The sequence below is a fragment of the Pseudomonas sp. BF-R-26 genome (assembly GCF_019947395.1).
GTDB classification, from domain to species: domain Bacteria; phylum Pseudomonadota; class Gammaproteobacteria; order Pseudomonadales; family Pseudomonadaceae; genus Aquipseudomonas; species Aquipseudomonas farris.
In genome coordinates, this window is sequence record NZ_JAGYGK010000017.1 from 1 (window position 1) to 17,447 (window position 17,447).

Here is a 17,447-nt window from a genome sequence, read left to right on the forward strand (position 1 = left end):
GTTTCACATTCACGATGATGGTGACTATAAGACCGCTATCGCGAGCAGGCTCGCTCCCACAAGTATCGCGCCCGGCATTATGGCCAAGTGTAACAATAAGGATACGTGAATCCGCGCAAATAACTGTCAACTTGAAAGAGACAGTATTTCAATTTTCATCTACTTATTGCACCAAACTGTAAACATTAACCTTCTCCTCACTCGGACGAATTCACGTCCTGACAGGAGATTTCATCATGCTGACCCTTCGTAAAGCTTCGGATCGCGGCGCGGCCAATCACGGTTGGCTGAAGTCATTCCATACCTTCTCCTTCGCCAATTATCGCAACCCGCGGGAGCAGGGTTTTTCCGACCTGCTGGTGATCAACGACGACCGCGTGGCGGCCGGCAAAGGTTTCGGTCAGCATCCTCACCGCGACATGGAGATTTTTTCCTATGTGCTCGAAGGTGCTTTGGAACACAAGGACACCTTGGGCACGGGTTCGGTAATCCGCCCCGGTGACGTGCAATTGATGAGCGCTGGCAGCGGCGTGGCTCACAGCGAGTTCAACCATTCGGCGAACAAACCGGTGCACTTTCTGCAAATCTGGATCGTGCCAGAGGTTAGCGGCGCCAAACCGCGTTACCAGCAAGAGCACTTCAGCACGCAGAAAAAACGCGGGCGCTTGCAACTGATCATCTCCCCTGACGGGACCAACGGTTCGCTGAAAGTTCGGCAAGATGCGCGAGTGTATGCCGGCCTGATCGATGGCAAGGAAAGCTCCACGCTGGAACTGGCCACCAATCGCTACGCCTATGTGCATGTGGCGCGTGGCAGTGTCGAGTTGAACGGCGTGCAGTTGCAGGAAGGTGATGGCGTGCGGGTGCGTGAGGAGCAAGCGCTGAACTTGAGCAACGGCGTGGATGCCGAGGTTCTGGTGTTTGATTTGCGGCCGCAAGAGTTGCCGGAAATGCCGTGAAGCCCCACACCTTGTGGCGAGGGGGCTTGCCCCGTTGGGCTGCGCAGCAGTCGCCCAGCCAGTGAATGCGGTGTACCTGATTCACTGTGGTGGCAGGGTTCAGGACTGCTTCGCAGCCCAACGGGGCGAGCCCCCTCGCCACATTAGTCCGTATCACCAGGCACAAAAAACGGCCCGCTGGCTGGCACAATCCCCTGTGGGAATTAAGGCGCTACCGATAACCACGAGCCTGCACGTTGAACAACTGCGCATAACGCCCACCCGCCGCGACCAGGCTGTCGTGATCGCCTCGCTCAAGGATCGCCCCCTGGTCGAGCACGATGATGTGGTTGGCATTGCGCACACTGGAGAAGCGGTGAGAAATCAGCAACGTCATGCGGCCTTCGGTGTGTTGACTGAAATGCTCGAACACCGCCGCTTCCGCCGCCGGGTCCAGGGCCGAGGTTGGCTCATCCAGAATCAAAATATCGGCGTCACGGCGCATGTAAGCGCGAGATAAGGCGATTTTTTGCCATTGTCCACCGGACAGCTCCTGCCCACCGGCAAACCACCGCCCTAATTGCGTGGCGTAACCGCGATCCAGGCGCTCGATAAAGGGAGCGGCCATGCCCTCGGCGGCCGCTTGCTGCCAACGCATTTCATCGTTGAACGCCAACGTATCGCCCACGCCGATGTTCTCGCCCACGGAGAACTGGTAGCGAATGTAATCCTGGAAGATCACGCCGATGCGCCGTCTCAGCACCTCTTCGTCCCAGGACTGCAAATCGCTGCCGTCCAGCAAAATACGGCCCTGATCGGGACGATACAGCCGAGTCAGCAACTTGATCAGCGTGGTTTTGCCTGACCCGTTTTCCCCTACCAGGGCGACACTGCGGCCCGGCAGCAGGTGCAGATCGATGCCCTGCAAAGCGGCGTGGCTCGCCCCCGGATAACGGAAACCGACGTTCTCGAAACGCAAACCATCGCCGGGCACCGCGCCCACGGTAAGGCTTCCGCTATCGGCAATAACCGGTTCGGCCAAGTACTCGTAGAGGCTCGACAGGTAAAGGCCATCCTCGTAGAGACCGCTGATCGCGCTCAAACTGCTGCTCACCGCGGCCTGCCCCTGCTTGAAGAGCACCAGGTACATGGTCATTTGCCCAAGACTGATACTGCCGTGAACGGTATCGACCACGACCCAGGCATAGGCCAGATAAAACGCAGCGGTGCCCAGCAATCCCAGTACAAAACCCCAGCCATCGCGACGCAATGTCAGGCGCCGGTCTTCGGCATAGAGACGCGCAAACGTATCCCGATAACGCTTCAATAGCAGCGGCGCGAAGCCGAACAGCTTCACCTCTTTGATGTAGCCCTCATGGGAGAGCAGCGTTTCGATGTAATTCTGCTGCCGACTCTCCGGCGCCCGGCGCGTGAACAGGCGAAAGGCATCCCCGGAAAAGTGCGCCTCGGCAAAGAACACCGGCAACGCCCCAACGACCAGCAGCACCAGCGCCCACGGCGAAAAATGCACCAGCAAGACACCGAAGCTGATCAACACGATCAGGTTCTGGATCAGCCCCAGCGACTTCATCACCAGCGCCAGCGGCCGGGTCGATGCCTCGCGCCGCACCCGTACCAGCTTGTCGTAGAACTCGGAATTCTCGAACTGCACCAACGATAACGTCTGGGCTTTCTCCAGAATCATCGTGTTGACCTTCTGCCCCAACTGCACCCGCAATAGCGATTGCTGAACCGACAGTGCGCGCTGTGTCCCGGACAGCAACGCGAGCACGCCCGCTTCAAACAGCACATACCGCACAACCGGCCATAACGGCGCACTGCCCTGCTGAGTGTGCAACTGCATGGCGGTGACTACGGCGTCGACAATCCGCTGCCCCAACCAGGCCGCCAGCGCCGGCAAAACACCGGCAATCAGGGTCGCCAGTACCAGCCCCAGAAACAGCCCACGGGACGTTCCCCAGACCAGCAACAAGGCACGTCTCGCCTGGTCGAGCAAAGAGGCAAAACGGGTCAGGACAGGCATAGGGTGATGGACTCGGTGGCGGATGTCGGAGGAGCGCGGCAGGTTCTACAGTACGTGGAATGAGCCATCCGCTCTACGGGGACAGGATGCGATAAGGCTGGCCACGCCCATCGTAAAAACATCTAAAAAAACACCCTCACTCGCTACGTTTTAGCGCTTTGATATGGGGAGTCGATGCCCATCGAGATTCGAGGACGAACCTGAACGTCCAGCCGATGTGCCCTCTCCATAACCGGGAGCAAAAACATGAAAATCAATCCCTACCTGATCTTCAATGGCGACTGCAAAGCCGCTTTCACGTTCTACGCCCAAAGCCTGCCAGGCCAGATAGAAGTAATGATGACCTTCGGCGAAACTCCGGCTCGCGACCATGTTCCAACCGACTGTCATAACCTGATCATTCATACGCGCCTGCTGGTCGCAGACCAGGCAATCATGGGGTCGGACACCACACCTGATCGCCCCACCACCAAAATGAGCGGTTGTTCGGTTTCGTTGAATGTCGACAGTGTGGCGGAGGCTGAACGGGTGTTTGCTGCATTGGCAGAAGGCGGCAGTATTCAAATGCCGCTGGAGGCGACGTTCTGGGCGGCACGTTTCGGGATGCTGGTCGATCGGTTTGGCGTGGATGGTTAATTGCGAAAAGGATCAGTGACCGGGTTACACCCGGTTAGTACATAGAATTTACTGGCGCTTTAATATCAACTTTGGGAATTTTTTTCAATAGCCAAACAGAATAACTACACGTCCACAAATTCCACCCCTTGACCTAAATATTACGAATATAATGCAAAAAGTCTCAATTAATATAGCCTCCCTCCCATTTGCCCTAAAAAGAGGCGATCGTTGTACTGATCGCCTCCCCAACGTGCACCTACATCACCCTAGAACACCGTGGAATATCCTTATAAATCAACTCCAATTTTCGCAAAAGCGGACGCCCGCACAGTTCATACGCAAGGCTTCATCAGTTGTGCTTCGTTCTGCAGCCAGATGGGCAATTAGCCATCGCATCTGTATTGCTTATAGAAAAGTCAACCTAAAGAGCCTAGTCCGACTGAAAGGGGCGTACCAACTAAGCCCGATATCACAAATCAAATGGGCTTAAGCCACGGCATTTGCCTATGTCATTGAATCAGCTAAAACTACCGAGGGTGGAGTGACGTGTGTTCACGACGGAAAATGTTATAAAAAGTCAGATAACGTCAGTATTTTGTGTATTAAGATTGCAACGCCAGCACATATGAGTAATTTACACGATGAGTACTGAGAGCAAAACCGAAAATAGCCAGAGGGGTATTCTCGCTATTGGGCGCACTTGGCGCTCGACAGAGAAACTTCGACAATTATTTGTACCCAATCTCACACATGTTTATACATTAGATTATCCAAACCCGCCAAGCCTGGATATCGAAACGCAAACACTCGATACCGTACTGATCGATATTGAAAGCCCCTCCATACTTAATGACTGCCTGGCGCTGATCAAGAAGTTACGTAAAAACCCGACAGAACTGTCCATTATCGTTGCAATTAACTATCGTTCTCCGCACACTAAAATTGAATGTTACCTGGCCGGAGCCGATCACTGCATCAATGTACCTAACGATCAGGATGAAAAAGCCAGGTTACTCTCAGAGTTGCTCGAAGCTCCTGAATGGCAGCCCAGTGTCAAGTTGACCCTGGACCAAACTTGCCTGCACTTGTACAACGATGAATACAAACTGGACCTGGCCTATCAGGAAATGAAAGCCCTGGATGCGCTTATTAACGCAGAAGGCAATATCCTGCACCATGATTGCATGGCCGAATCCATGGGATTGAATATAAAACTCTACGACTCACGCGTCCTGGAGAAATCCATAAGCCGGCTTCGAAATAAAATCAAAAAACACTTTGGCATTAACATCATTCACAGTGTTCGTGGTTATGGTTATCGACTGCTTCGAGGGGTCGTCTCAGTCAATCAAACAAACTTTCACTCTTAAAGGACTAGGCAATGGAGCCCAGCAGGCAAGCTATCGTGCACGAAAATTTCGCATTGGTATTCTTCAGGCAATCGATTCTGAAACGAAACGATGAACTGTTCGGCAGCGAAATCTATGCCAAGGCGACCAAACAGGAGACACCTCTGAACAAGGGGTATCAGCAACTGCATTCCGATCATCCACTGGCGACTTATTACGAAGTCCTGACTCGGATCCAATTGAATGCCCTCTCGCAGATTGAGGCCATGCCTTCCCATTCCGCACCGGCGCCAAACAAACTGTTCGTGACCATGAGTCAATCTGCTTTATTGGATAAAGCGCTCATCAAGGAAATGAACGATGCTCAAGCGATACTCAAAAAGCATGAGCAACAGCTAATCCCCAGCATTAACAGCAGTTCGTTCCTGTCGTTCAACCTGAAAGAAAAAAGAACCATTATCAATCATATTCACCTATTAAAAGACAATGGGATCGAGATCGCGTTCGATGGCTATGATTTAAGCGACGACAGCACCGAAAAACTGATCAGCCTGGCCCTCTTCGATTACATAAAAGTGGACCTGACCAAATCCAATTTCGACATCATGGTCGAAAACAGCCAGGATTTTTTCAACAGGTCTTACGACTGCCTGAGCGGCATGATCCATGACAGCAAGATCAAATTCGTGGCGGACCGCGTGGAGCACAAAGCACTACACACACTGGCTCGCAGCATGCCCTTCGACTTTTTCCAGGGGAGGTACTACTCACCCACCGAGCTTATTTAAGTTTTGAAAACTTCACCAGACTAGGAAGGAACCTTATTGTGAATACGCCGAATAACAGCTTTCTGATTTTCACCCGAGACCAACTGGCACGACAAGCAATAGAATCGCTTCTCGCACAACGCCTGTATTTATCTTTTGAAATCGAGTCAGGTAAACTCAGCAGCGAACGCATCCGAAAGAGTCGATTCACGCACATCCTGCTCGACCAGGCGGACATATCGCTGAGCGATGTCAGTTTCATTCGTAAAAATCAAAAAGATGCGGAAATCATCCTCATAACGCCTAACTCTGAACCTTCGGAACTCCATCACTTTTCGCACTTCGGTGTTGATGGCTTTCTCAAGAAACCGGTGGCCGACGAAGAGTTCATCTCGGCAGTCAGTCGGGTTAAAGAGTCCCAGGGCAACCCTGATATCTGGTGGTTCAATGCTGACGATCGAACATTGGTCAAAGAAGATATCACTATCCCATTGACCGGTACCGAATCGTTAATGCTCACCCAACTGGTCCTCAGCGATCGACGGGTACTCAGCAAAAACGATCTTATTCTACGCATCGACAAAGACCCGGAACAATATAGCGGCCTTGAAATGTGCCTGAGTCGATTGCAGAAAAAGTTCAAGACGGCAGCCAATGGAGAACGGCTGGTCCGCTCGGTTAGAAACCGTGGCTACTGCCTGGCACAGAGGATAAGAGTCGCTTACTGAGCGAGAATTCGCAAAAATAATAACAATAAACGCGATTCTCCACTCTACTTGATACACCCACACCCACCACCTGCCTCCTCGCACCGCATATCTTGACTGTCGCCATAAACTCTCCCATGGCGCCCACTTCGCTCCACCCCTCGCCTACCCGACAAACGTTTATCGAATGCTGCAATTATATAGACGATTGAGCGATATCCTCCTAACAAAAGAGCACGACCTTTTATAACAAGCCCTCTGAAAGTATGGCCGTTATAATTCGTCAGACACACACGGAGATTTAGGTACTAGTATAAAAACCTGACACTGAGACAACCGTATCAGCTGACTTGAAAACAACGCCAGGATGGCCAGCCATAAGCCCGCGTTATTCCCTTCTAATAATAAAAACAACTTCTGACTGAACCGCGTTCGCTCAGCCTTTGTGCGTGGCTGCCATTTATTAACCGTCGACTGATACACAACGTGGCGCATGCCCGAGGGACACCGCGATGGTACATAATCGTATTAATCGAAACAGCATATCCAAAGGACTGACTTTCTGGGGGCAATGGATAATTGCCATTACTTCGGTCAACACGCTGTTATTTGCTCTGGCGCTCTATCAGACAGGAGAAATAGAGGCCCATTACCGTGTGCTAGCGGTGCTTACTTTCCTGGGTTCGGTCCCTTCCTACTCCCTGCTGCTGGTTTATCACAAACAGCATGGCTACCTCACCGGCCTGGGTCGACTGCTGCTGGGGTGGCTGCTGACGCTGACCGGACTGACCAGCATCGGCTTTATCAGCAAAACCAGCGAATTGTTCTCCCGGGAGATCATCCTGGTCTGGGCTGTGGCCGGTTATTGCGTACAGGCCTTGCTGTACCTGCCTTTGCACAGTTTTTCCAGGCACTATCATCGGCAATTGCACAGCCAAAACAACACCCTGATTATCGGCACTGACCAACTGGCGGTGAATCTTGCAGACAAGCTGGCCAAAACCGAATATCCGCCGCTGGTCGGCCTGATCAGCTCAAAACCCAACGAGTTGTCTACCAACGTCAATGCCCACAGAATCGTGGGTCAGTTGCAGGAGCTGCGTGAGCTGATCCGGGTGCACGATGTCCGGCGGTTATACATCGCACTGCCCTTGAGTGAAGCCAAACAAGTCGAAGCGCTGTATATCGACCTTCTTGACTCGAATGTCGATGTGGTCTGGGTTCCCGACCTGGGCAGCATGACGTTGCTCAATCACTCCGTCAGCGAACTGGATGGCCAGCCCGCCATCCACCTCAATGAAAGCCCACTGACCAGTTACCCGACAGCGGCGCTGAGCAAGACCCTGCTCGACCGCAGCCTCGCCGCCCTGGCGCTGATCGGCTTCAGTCCGCTGCTTCTGGTGATCGCCGTCGCGGTGAAGATCTCCTCGCCGGGCCCGATTATCTTCAAACAGGAGCGTCATGGCTGGAACGGCAAGATCATCAAGGTCTGGAAGTTCCGCTCCATGCGCCTGCACGACGACCATCAGGTACGCCAGGCCGGTCGTGAAGACCCGCGCATTACTTCGGTCGGCCGTTTCATACGACGCACCTCCATCGATGAACTGCCGCAGTTCTTCAACGTACTGCAAGGCCATATGGCGCTGGTCGGGCCGCGGCCTCATGCGATCGCCCATAACGACTACTACACCGGCAAGATCCAGGCTTACATGGCCCGCCATCGAATCAAACCGGGCATCACCGGGCTCGCCCAGATCAGCGGCTGCCGTGGCGAAACCGAGACCCTCGACAAGATGCAGAAGCGTGTGGAGATCGACCTCAACTACATCAACAATTGGTCGTTGTGGCTCGACATCAAAATCCTGATCAAGACTCCCTTTACGCTCTTTTCCAAGGACATCTATTAACCGCTGCGACGTTCATCCCTTCTATTCTTCAGCGTATTGCTGACAAGGTTGTAGCCTGGGGTAGTCAGGTTTCTGACTACCCCAAACACCCCCGCCCCACCGCCTCATATCCCATCCCACGTTGATCCCAATTGAACGGTCGACAGAGCAATGCCAGTCAGTACGCAATTTCAGCCGTGACGCACTCCTTGTAGCAGCTGCCGAAGGCTGCGTTCGGCTGCGTAGCAGTCGTGAGTCGTCCGGCTGATGCGGTCTACCCGACGCACCGCAAGTTCTGATTTTGCGACTGCTACGCAGCCGAACGCAGCCTTCGGCAGCTGCTACAGATTTGCGACTTGGCTGACTGACATGAGTGGGGATGGATGCTCAATGCGTCGAGCAGGTCGAGCAAGTCGACCGTACTCGCGCCATCGGCAAGAGAGGTGTTGCTGGAGGGGGATAGAGAGAGGGATCTACGGTTGCAACATACCGACAGACTGCTTGGTATTTCGCGGCTTTTTCAGCGCACCCAGTACCTGGAAATCAATAACCCCATCAACACGCCGACAGTATTTGCCAGCATGTCGTAGGGCGAAGCCGTGCGTAGCGGCATCAAACCTTGCGCGACCTCGATGAGTACACCGGTGAGCAAACAACCCACGGCGATCCAGCGGAATTTCACATTGGGAAAGGCCAGGCGGCAGCTGCACGCAAAGACCAGAAAGCCGATCCAGTGATGGAGCTTGTCTTCTTCGACGAACAGCTCCGGGATCGGCTGAGAGCGCAAACCCGCGAACAGCAGAATCGCGGTCACAGAGGCAAAGACCAGGCCCCGGAACCAGAACGGCAACTCGACCAAGCCTTTGAGCCACGTGATCATTCGGTAATTTTCTCGAAGTTGTTGTAGAACAGGTCGCTATCACGTCCGTCGGTCATGGTTTGCAGCGAGTAAGCTCGGCTCAGGCGTGCACCGCCATCGCGGGTCAGTGGCGCCCAGACGATGTTGGCCCGACGCATGGTGGAGGTACTCATCAACTCGTCGAACGGGATGGAAACATAGATCCCTTTGTCGAAGCTGCCCTCGCCATACTCCTCCTTCGACGCGCTGGTCAGCGTGACCCAGGCGCCAAACTTCACGCCGTTCTTGAACACCCGCGACAAGTCCACGGTGGTGCCCCAGTCCCGCGCCAGATAACGCCCGACACTGACCGCTGCAAGCATGTCATTGGGCAATTCAGTATAGCTGGTGACATGGCCCGTCACGGTCTTGTAGTCACGCAGGCCGAAGCCCTGATCATAGTCCCGTTGACGCACGAAGTTCAGGTCTGCACCCACCGACCAGCGTTTCCCCGTGGGTCGATACAGCACTTCGCTGCCGACGCCGGCGAACATGGATTCCAGATAGCCGCCGTAGACCATCCCGTACCAATCCCGATCCAGCTGCGCCGCATGGTTGAACTGGAACGTCGGCATCGTCACATCGGAGGTGGTCATGTATTGGCGCAGATCAGTGCGCACTCGCGGCAGCCCGCTCGGCGCATCGTAGGTGAACTTGTCGTAGTTGTTCAGCAGGTTGGCACTGAGCAAGCCGCTCCACCAGGTATTGCGGGTGAAACGGTACTCCGCGTCGGCATCGGCGGTGAACTGATAGAGCAGCCCGTCGGGACCGCCGATGTTCTGTTTGTAGCCCAGACCGAGGCCGTAACTGAACGGCTCCAGCGCCTGGGTGTAGAGCGTGGTTTCCCGGTGCGCAGTCGCCGGATTGACCTCGGTCGTACGGTGCAGATCCTTCAGCGGCTGGTCATTGTTCACGACCGCGCGGAACGTTTCCCGCGGTACGCTGGTTTCCTCGATGGACATGTCATAACGCTGATTCACCAGAGTGAACCAGTCGATGTCCTGATTGACGCTGTTATCGAGAATCCGGCTCGCCCGCCCGACGGCTTTGGACGGATAAAAATAGCGAGACTGCTCGCCATATACCATCAGCTCCGAGCCACGCTGGGTGATGCGTTTCACCTTGTAGCCGGCATTTTGCTGCAGCCGGTTGGAGACATCGGCCCAGTTGACCTGGTCAGCCGGGGTCGACGGCTCCTGCGCCGGCAACGGCTCGGCGGGAGGGTCGTACGTCTTGGCCGGTGCCTTGCGGCTGACAAAGTTGGTGTGCAGGGTGATACCGAACATCGCCGTATTGCCACGCTCCCAACCAGCACTCAGATCGACACTGTCCGCGAGCTTGTAGACCACGCCGATGTTGATCGGCAGGTCTTGCTTGATCGAGTTGTCCAGCGGCTCATTCTTGTAATCGTTGCCCTCGTACTCGAGCTTCAGGCTCAGCGGTGCCCACGGCGTTTGATAGGCAACCCCACCAAACAACGAAGGGTGGCCTCTGAAATACGCGTTGGTATTCACGTCCCCTGCCCTGGCGACAACCGCCGAGCTCTCTGGTCGGTCGTTGAACTTGCTACCGAAGACCGCCAGCGGGTTGCTGAAATCCCCTCGATTACCCAGATAGCCCCAGGCAATGCCGAGGCTGAAATCCAGGTCGCCATAACGCTTGTTGGCGACGAAATACTCGCTGGAAAACAGCCCGGTACCGCCGATGTCCCGGGCACCAACGGCGACCTGCGGGGCCCAGTGACTTTCTTCCCAAAGCCGCGCCTTGATGTCGATGGCCTTGTCTTTGAAGCTCTGATCGCCGCTCAACTCTTCGGTGCCGTACCTGCGGTTGGTGATCGCGGTGTAACGAAACGAGCCTTCCAGCCAATCAAACGGCTGCAGGGAAAAACCATAGCGGGTGTAAGGGTCGGTACGACTGGCCGTGGCGCTCAACTCCCCCGCGGGGGCCATGCGCGCGGTGGGGGTCTGTAACAGACCGACGCCACCAAAATCACTTTGGGTATAACGCGGTTCACCGTGAACCATTCCGCAGGGCAGGATCAATACAGCAGCAAAACGTAACGTCAACGGGCACTTCAAGGGGCCACCTCAGCCAAGGGTTGAGTGGCGAGAAACTCGGCCAGTTGTTGATTGAGCTCTGGGGTCGGCATCTCGAGGTCATCGCTCCTGATCGGCACCAGGATCCTGCTGCCAGGAGCAGCCACGATGCCATCCTCGCGATTCCATGCCGCCACACCCACGCGCCTGACCTGGCCGTCGGGCTGGATCAGCCACAGGTAATCGCGCTCGGCGTCGTCGAGGATGGGGCAGTCCTGCGCGTAAGCACGGACTTCCTGCAGGGCGCGGTAAGGCACATGACAGGGCTGCGCGACTGCCCCGAGGACTTCCACGGTGGACGGCCGCGCGGGATAAACAAGACGGTCACCATCATCCAGCAATGCGTTGCGAGCGAAGCCCACTTCCACGGCGATCGGGTCGAGCACTGCAACCTGGCGCCCAGTGACCGGCAGTCGCTCGATCTGCTCATACAGGCGCGCACTCAAATCTGCTCGCGTGCCCTTGCCATCCAGCAAGGCACCCCGTTGCAGAAGTTTCAGATCGAACAGGACGCCTGCCTTCAAACGTGCTTGCTGATCCTCCAGCGAGCGGTGCAGCCATGCTGCACCCAGCCAGTAACTTTCGGCGTTGGGTTGGGCGCCTCGAATGACGTCCATCAAACGTGCACCGGGCTTGACGTCGATGGGACCGGGGCTGCGCACATCACCGCTGACTGTCACGGCTGCCTGGCTCACGCCCGGCCCCATCAAGAACAAGCCCAGCAACACAAGGTTCGAACACTTCACCGGGCAGCCCCCCGATCAGGGCGTACCTGCACGATTTTCAGGAATAGCTGCGGCGTCAGGTGCTGCTCGCTGCGCAGGATGAAACCGTCCTGGGGGTCGATCCAGTAGCGGTTGGTGGCGCGAAAATTCAGGGTGGGTACATCCACCTGCTCGTCGATGCGCAGCAAGGCGTAATCCTTGTCCAGAATGCGAATGGTCTCGATGTCGTGGGTGCTGAAACGGCTGTTGACGGCGATACCGATACGGTTGCCGTCATAGATGTCGATCCAGCGCGTGCTGGTATAGCCGTTGGGTAAATGCTGAAGGCCGCGTTTGAACGGCGACTCATCATTGAAGCGAGTGCCATCCAGTGAAACGCCCAGCCCCACGGTGCGTACCACGAGACCGTCGCGCATCATCAGTACTTGCTTGCCAGAAGCGACCCAGAACTGCAGGCCGCCCTGCCGGCGAGCCATGGCCATCACCCCCTCGCTGGAGGTAGTGGTGACAAGGATCTGCGGATACGGCACGGCGTCGACCTGAGCGCGGGTCAAGTTGATGGAGGCAGGTCCTGTGACGGAGGATTCCAGGGTATCCCAGGAGGCCCTCATCAACGGGTTACACCCGCACAGCAAGAGCGCCATCGTCAGACAGGCACAGGTAGGCAAAATTTTCACGGCGGGATAGAGCCTTATCTGCTGTTGGCTTCGCTGAGGTCGTTAACCGAGCTGGCACCGGTCCCGAGGACACTGGCGGTAGGCAGAAGCTGGGTGATCAAACGGTTCCAGCGCGTCACGCCGGCCGGGCCGACATAGACGATGTCTTGCGGTTGCAAGTCGAAACGGGTGGCCAGCACCAAAGCGGAAGGCGATTCTGCATCGAGCTGGAATACCTTGGCCGGTTGGGTTTCCAGGTTGTCCGCACCGCGAATCACGTACACCGCGTTGCCATTGGAGGTGGTCTGGTTCAAGCCCCCCACAGTGCCCAAGGCATCGGTCAGGTTGATCGATTTGCTCTTGAAGCTCAGCGCGCGTGGCTGATTGACCTCACCCATGACATAGATCCGCTTGAGATCGTTATAAGGCAGGTACAGTCGGTCGCCACCCTTGAGGTAGACGCCCTGCAGTTGCGAATTCTGGCGATTGAGGGTGTCCAGATCCAGCTTGTACTCGCGCCCGTCGCGGGTCAGCGTCAGGCCTGACAGGTCTGCATTTGTCGGATCCACTCCAGCCGCGCCAATGGCCTCCACCACACTCAACGGAGTGGTGGTGATCGGCTGCTGGCCGGCTTTGATCACCGCACCGGAAATCACCACGGTCTGGCTGGCGAAGCGCAATACGCTGACGTCGACCTGAGGGCTTTCGACAAATTGCGACAAGCGCTCGGCGATAAAAGCTCGCAACTCTTCGATGGTTTTACCGGCCGCCGGAATATTACCGATATAGGGATAAAACAGCGTGCCGTCCGGACGAACCAGGCGACCGTTGGCATCGATTTGCTGTTGCGGCCCGGAAGGCGCCGTCAACTCCGGGTGATCCCAGACCGTAATAAACAACAGGTCGTTGGCACCCACGCGATAACCGCCCGAAGTATAAGACAACAACTCCGAGGGGACCGATTCGCGTACGCGTGTGGCGGCATCCATGGCAATCAATTTAGGGGTGATGGGAATAAGTTCCACACGGCTACTCTCCGGAGAGCCGTCACTCACCATTTGACTGGTGTCCATGTGTTGACCAGGCGAAAACATACAGCCGGACAAGCTAATACTTGCCAGCATAACAACAGAAAACCTACGGATCATAATGGCACTACGCTAGTCGAGGGCAAGTCTAAAACAAGATCACCCAGAAAGTTCTGAGTGATCTTGTACAACACACTTCGCGGGGTATTAGTTGGTACCAGTAGTACCACCAGTACCGGTGGTGCCGCCCGTTCCAGAGGTACCGCCATTGGAACTGCCCCCAGAGTTTGAAGCGGCCACTGCAGCGCCGACAATCGCCGCGCCGATCACCACGGTTTCGGCGACAGTTACACCCCCGACCAGCGGGGTGTTCAACGACAGTGGTTCGCTTGTGCTCACCGTATCGCTCACCGGTTCATCCGCTGCCAACGCCGCGGTACTCATGACAGCCAGCAAGCTGGCTAAAAGTAATTTCTTCATATCAGACTCCTTCTCGATATTAAACCCTTATAGAACTCTATAATAAGGGAGCAGGGATGGAACGGAGATGAAGAGGCAATGACAACTGCTGAAAGATCTTGTCGGATCACGCACGTAGCCTCCTCAGAATCATCTCACTCGTCGATAACTTAAACCAGTGGCCAACATTCGCCAAAAAGCCTGCGCAGATCACCTGGAAACCAGGTCAGAATGCAATTTTTGCGGATTTTCGAGGGAATTTGCCGGGCGTTAGCCGTTTTTCAACGCTCATCGTTGAGCGCGAACCTTCCAGCGCGCTGAGGCATTGTTAATAATGGTCAGCATTATCCGGGCTCTTGACCACTGGACTTGTTCATTCCAGGACACGGACCAAGTATGGAAGAGGGACTATGGCGCTTTCAGTGGCCTGGACAGCTTTAAATGACTGGCCTTACCGACAGCCCACGACCTATACCATAATAGTCGAATCCATTGGCTTTCATGCGGTGAGGATCAAATATGTTACGGCCGTCAAATATGACAGGAGTACTCAGTTTGTCCTTTATCAAGTCCAGGTCAGGGGCTTTGAATTCGCGCCATTCTGTCACAATGATTAAAGCATCAGCGCCTTGAAGCGCGGCTTCTTTGGTACCCATTAAAAGCAAGTCTTCTTTCATTCCATAAATTCGTTGCGTTTCGGCCATAGCTTCGGGGTCGAAGGCTTGCATTCTGGCACCAACGCTACGCAACTGCTCAATCAAGACGCGGCTGGATGCTTCTCGCATATCATCCGTATTGGGTTTGAAAGCCAAGCCCCAAATCGCAAATGTTTTTCCCTCCAACTGCCCATCGAAGTGATGTTGGATATGTTCGAATAGATGTTCCTTTTGCCGTCTGTTGACTTCCTCGACAGCTGACAAAAGCGTCGCTTTATAGCCGATCGACGACGCTGTGCGCTCCAGGGCTTGTACATCTTTTGGGAAGCAGGAGCCGCCATAGCCGCAGCCAGGGTAGATAAAGTCGTAGCCAATTCTTGGATCAGAGCCAATGCCCTTACGAACGGCCTCAATGTCTGCGCCCAATCGTTCGGCGAAATTAGCCATTTCATTCATGAACGAAATTTTTGTTGCCAACAGACAGTTAGCCGCATACTTCGTCAGTTCAGCACTTCTGATGTCCATTGTGATTATTTTTTCATGGTTTCTGTTGAAAGGCTCATAGAGCTCCCTCATCCGGTCCACGGCGTAGCGACTATCACTTCCTATGATAATTCTATCGGGACGAGTACAGTCTGCTACCGCAGAACCTTCCTTCAGAAACTCGGGGTTTGAGATAACGTGAAATTCCACCTCAAGGTCCCGAGTTTTCAATACGTCGGAAACTTTCATTCTTACTTTATCTGCGGTACCGACAGGCACAGTAGACTTGTTAACAATAATTTTAGTCTCCGTCATGTGGAGCGCGATGGTCGCTGCAACGGATAACACGTATTTTATATCAGCGCTGCCATCGTCGTCTGGAGGCGTGCCCACTGCGATAAACTGGATGTCACCATGATGCACGCCGCGTGCTGCATCGGTGGTGAAATGTAAACGCCCTGCTTCATGGCATTTTTCTACGAGAGCACTTAATCCAGGCTCATAGATCGGAATAATCCCGCTCTTCAGGTTCTCGACTTTAATAGCGTCGACGTCAACACAACATACGTCATGCCCTGCATCAGCAAGTACAGCCGCTTGAACCAGGCCCACATAGCCTATTCCAAAAACAGTAACATTCATTTTAATACTCCTTTAAATGAGCTCGAGGCGGCCATAACGATCTTCAAAACGAACAATGTCATCTTCGCCAAGGTAGGAACCCGATTGAACTTCTATCAACTCAAGGGGGATTCGCCCTGGATTTTCAAGAGAGTGCACAACCCCAATGGGTATGTAGGTGGATTGGTTCTCGCTCAGTAACACCTGTTTGTCACCGATTTGCACATTTGCGGTGCCTGATACCACGATCCAGTGTTCTGCCCGATGATGGTGAAGTTGAACAGAAAGTTTATGCCCAGGTTTGACGGTGATTCGCTTCACTTGGTATCTATGACCTTGGTCTACTGAGTCATATTTTCCCCAGGGTCTATAGACTTCACGATGGCTAGCGCCCTCGACTCGATTGTTTTTAGTGAGTTCAGACACTATTTTCTTGACGTCTTGAGAGTGCTCCTTGGTCGTCACCAATATTGCGTCCGAAGTCTCGACGACAACGACATCACTTATACCTAAAACAGTGACTAGACGATGGCTGGAGTGGACATAACTGTTGGTAACGCCTTGCAGCAACACATCCCCTTGTATGCAGTTTTCATTTTCATCCTTCAGGCCCGCTTCCCAAACCGAATCCCATGCGCCAAGATCGCTCCAACTGGAGTTGAGGATAACGACTGACGCGATGTTGGTTTTTTCCATGACCGCATAATCAATTGACACATTGGGCGCGTTCACGAAGTCCACTTGATTGAGCCTTGTGAAGTCGTGATCATGCGCCGCGTTGGAGAGAGAAAGTTCTGCGGCAACAACGATGTCAGGACTCAAGCGTTCCAATTCAGATTTCATGACGGAGGCGCGGAACATAAACATTCCGCTATTCCAGAAATAATTTCCTTGGGCAAGGTAGCTTTGTGCTGTTTCCAGGTCGGGCTTTTCTACAAAAGCTTCGACGTGCGCAACGCCTTCGGCAGTGTCAATTTGCGTACGGATATAGCCGTAGCCAGTCTCTGGCTTAGTAGGTACAACGCCGAAAGTGACAATTCGCCCTTTGTTGACTTCCACCTTGGCCAACGCAAGGGAAGCTTTAAAAGCGTTAATGTCGGTGATGACATGGTCTGCGGCTAAAACCAAAAGGATAGGATCATCCCCGTCCTCCAAGGCTGCCAGTGTCGCGGCCGCTATAGCGGGGGCGGTATTTCGTGCAGCGGGTTCCAACAGTATTTTTTGTGGCTTTATATCCAGGGATCTGCTTTGCTCAGCCACGATGAAACGATGATCTTCATTACAAACTATGATCGGAGGACTTAAGCTCTCGCCCTCTGTAGATAGATTTTTTATTCGATCTAAAGTGGCTTGAAACAAGCTCAAATCACCGTGTAACGATATAAATTGTTTTGGCTTGAGAGATCTTGAAAGCGGCCACAGGCGCGTACCTGAGCCGCCAGATAAAATAACTGGGATCATAGCGATTACTCAATGATTAAAGGTGATGAGAGAGTGTCGACAAACAGCGAAG

At 54.2% G+C, this 17,447-nt stretch carries 14 protein-coding genes and 1 pseudogene; 6 read left to right on the forward strand and 9 right to left on the reverse strand.

Annotated features, from left to right (window positions below; genetic code table 11):
- Positions 1-236 precede the first annotated feature (236 nt).
- Positions 237-959, forward strand: a complete 723-nt coding sequence (locus KGB18_RS23655; RefSeq protein WP_223570556.1) for a pirin family protein — start codon at positions 237-239, stop codon at positions 957-959.
- A 211-nt stretch (positions 960-1,170) separates the two neighbouring features.
- Here KGB18_RS23655 and KGB18_RS23660 read toward each other — a convergent pair whose 3' ends face one another.
- Positions 1,171-2,982, reverse strand: a complete 1,812-nt coding sequence (locus KGB18_RS23660) for an ABC transporter ATP-binding protein (RefSeq protein WP_223570557.1) — start codon at positions 2,980-2,982, stop codon at positions 1,171-1,173.
- Positions 2,983-3,228: 246 nt separating this feature from the next.
- Here KGB18_RS23660 and KGB18_RS23665 point away from each other — a divergent pair.
- The 5 genes and pseudogenes from KGB18_RS23665 (at position 3,229) to KGB18_RS23685 (ending at position 8,330) form a co-directional block, all read left to right on the forward strand.
- Positions 3,229-3,637: pseudogene (locus KGB18_RS23665) on the forward strand (VOC family protein).
- Positions 3,638-4,241: 604 nt separating this feature from the next.
- Positions 4,242-4,970 (forward strand): winged helix-turn-helix domain-containing protein, encoded by a 729-nt coding sequence (locus tag KGB18_RS23670; protein ID WP_123721068.1) that lies wholly within the window; start codon positions 4,242-4,244, stop codon positions 4,968-4,970.
- 11 nt (positions 4,971-4,981) lie between these two features.
- Positions 4,982-5,737 (forward strand): EAL domain-containing protein, encoded by a 756-nt coding sequence (locus tag KGB18_RS23675; protein ID WP_123721067.1) that lies wholly within the window; start codon positions 4,982-4,984, stop codon positions 5,735-5,737.
- 38 nt (positions 5,738-5,775) lie between these two features.
- Positions 5,776-6,444, forward strand: coding sequence for a winged helix-turn-helix domain-containing protein (locus KGB18_RS29930; RefSeq protein ID WP_007900813.1), 669 nt, complete (start codon positions 5,776-5,778; stop codon positions 6,442-6,444).
- A gap of 491 nt (positions 6,445-6,935) precedes the next feature.
- Positions 6,936-8,330 carry an undecaprenyl-phosphate glucose phosphotransferase gene (locus KGB18_RS23685; protein WP_123721066.1) on the forward strand — a complete coding sequence of 465 codons (1,395 nt, stop codon included), beginning with the start codon at positions 6,936-6,938 and terminating at the stop codon, positions 8,328-8,330.
- Positions 8,331-8,829: 499 nt separating this feature from the next.
- Here KGB18_RS23685 and KGB18_RS23690 read toward each other — a convergent pair whose 3' ends face one another.
- From KGB18_RS23690 to KGB18_RS23725, 8 genes are all read right to left on the reverse strand, one after another.
- Positions 8,830-9,189, reverse strand: a complete 360-nt coding sequence (locus tag KGB18_RS23690; RefSeq protein WP_223570558.1) for a VanZ family protein — start codon at positions 9,187-9,189, stop codon at positions 8,830-8,832.
- On the reverse strand, positions 9,186-11,276 hold the full coding sequence (locus KGB18_RS23695) for a YjbH domain-containing protein (protein ID WP_223570619.1): 2,091 nt from the start codon (positions 11,274-11,276) through the stop codon (positions 9,186-9,188). Before KGB18_RS23695 ends, KGB18_RS23690 begins: the two co-directional genes overlap by 4 nt.
- A gap of 8 nt (positions 11,277-11,284) precedes the next feature.
- Positions 11,285-12,052 carry a capsule biosynthesis GfcC family protein gene (locus tag KGB18_RS23700; protein ID WP_123721063.1) on the reverse strand — a complete coding sequence of 256 codons (768 nt, stop codon included), beginning with the start codon at positions 12,050-12,052 and terminating at the stop codon, positions 11,285-11,287.
- Positions 12,049-12,708, reverse strand: coding sequence for a YjbF family lipoprotein (locus tag KGB18_RS23705; protein WP_123721062.1), 660 nt, complete (start codon positions 12,706-12,708; stop codon positions 12,049-12,051). The genes KGB18_RS23700 and KGB18_RS23705 overlap by 4 nt, the downstream gene beginning before the upstream one ends.
- Before the next feature lie 14 nt (positions 12,709-12,722).
- A complete protein-coding gene (locus KGB18_RS23710) occupies positions 12,723-13,835 on the reverse strand; it encodes a polysaccharide biosynthesis/export family protein (protein ID WP_187326423.1) in 1,113 nt (370 codons plus the stop codon).
- A gap of 87 nt (positions 13,836-13,922) precedes the next feature.
- Positions 13,923-14,195, reverse strand: a complete 273-nt coding sequence (locus KGB18_RS23715) for a hypothetical protein (protein ID WP_123721060.1) — start codon at positions 14,193-14,195, stop codon at positions 13,923-13,925.
- Positions 14,196-14,611: 416 nt separating this feature from the next.
- Positions 14,612-15,955 carry a UDP-glucose dehydrogenase family protein gene (locus KGB18_RS23720; protein ID WP_123721059.1) on the reverse strand — a complete coding sequence of 448 codons (1,344 nt, stop codon included), beginning with the start codon at positions 15,953-15,955 and terminating at the stop codon, positions 14,612-14,614.
- Positions 15,956-15,967: 12 nt separating this feature from the next.
- Positions 15,968-17,395, reverse strand: a complete 1,428-nt coding sequence (locus KGB18_RS23725) for a mannose-1-phosphate guanylyltransferase/mannose-6-phosphate isomerase (protein WP_223570559.1) — start codon at positions 17,393-17,395, stop codon at positions 15,968-15,970.
- Between the last annotated feature and the right edge of the window lie 52 nt (positions 17,396-17,447).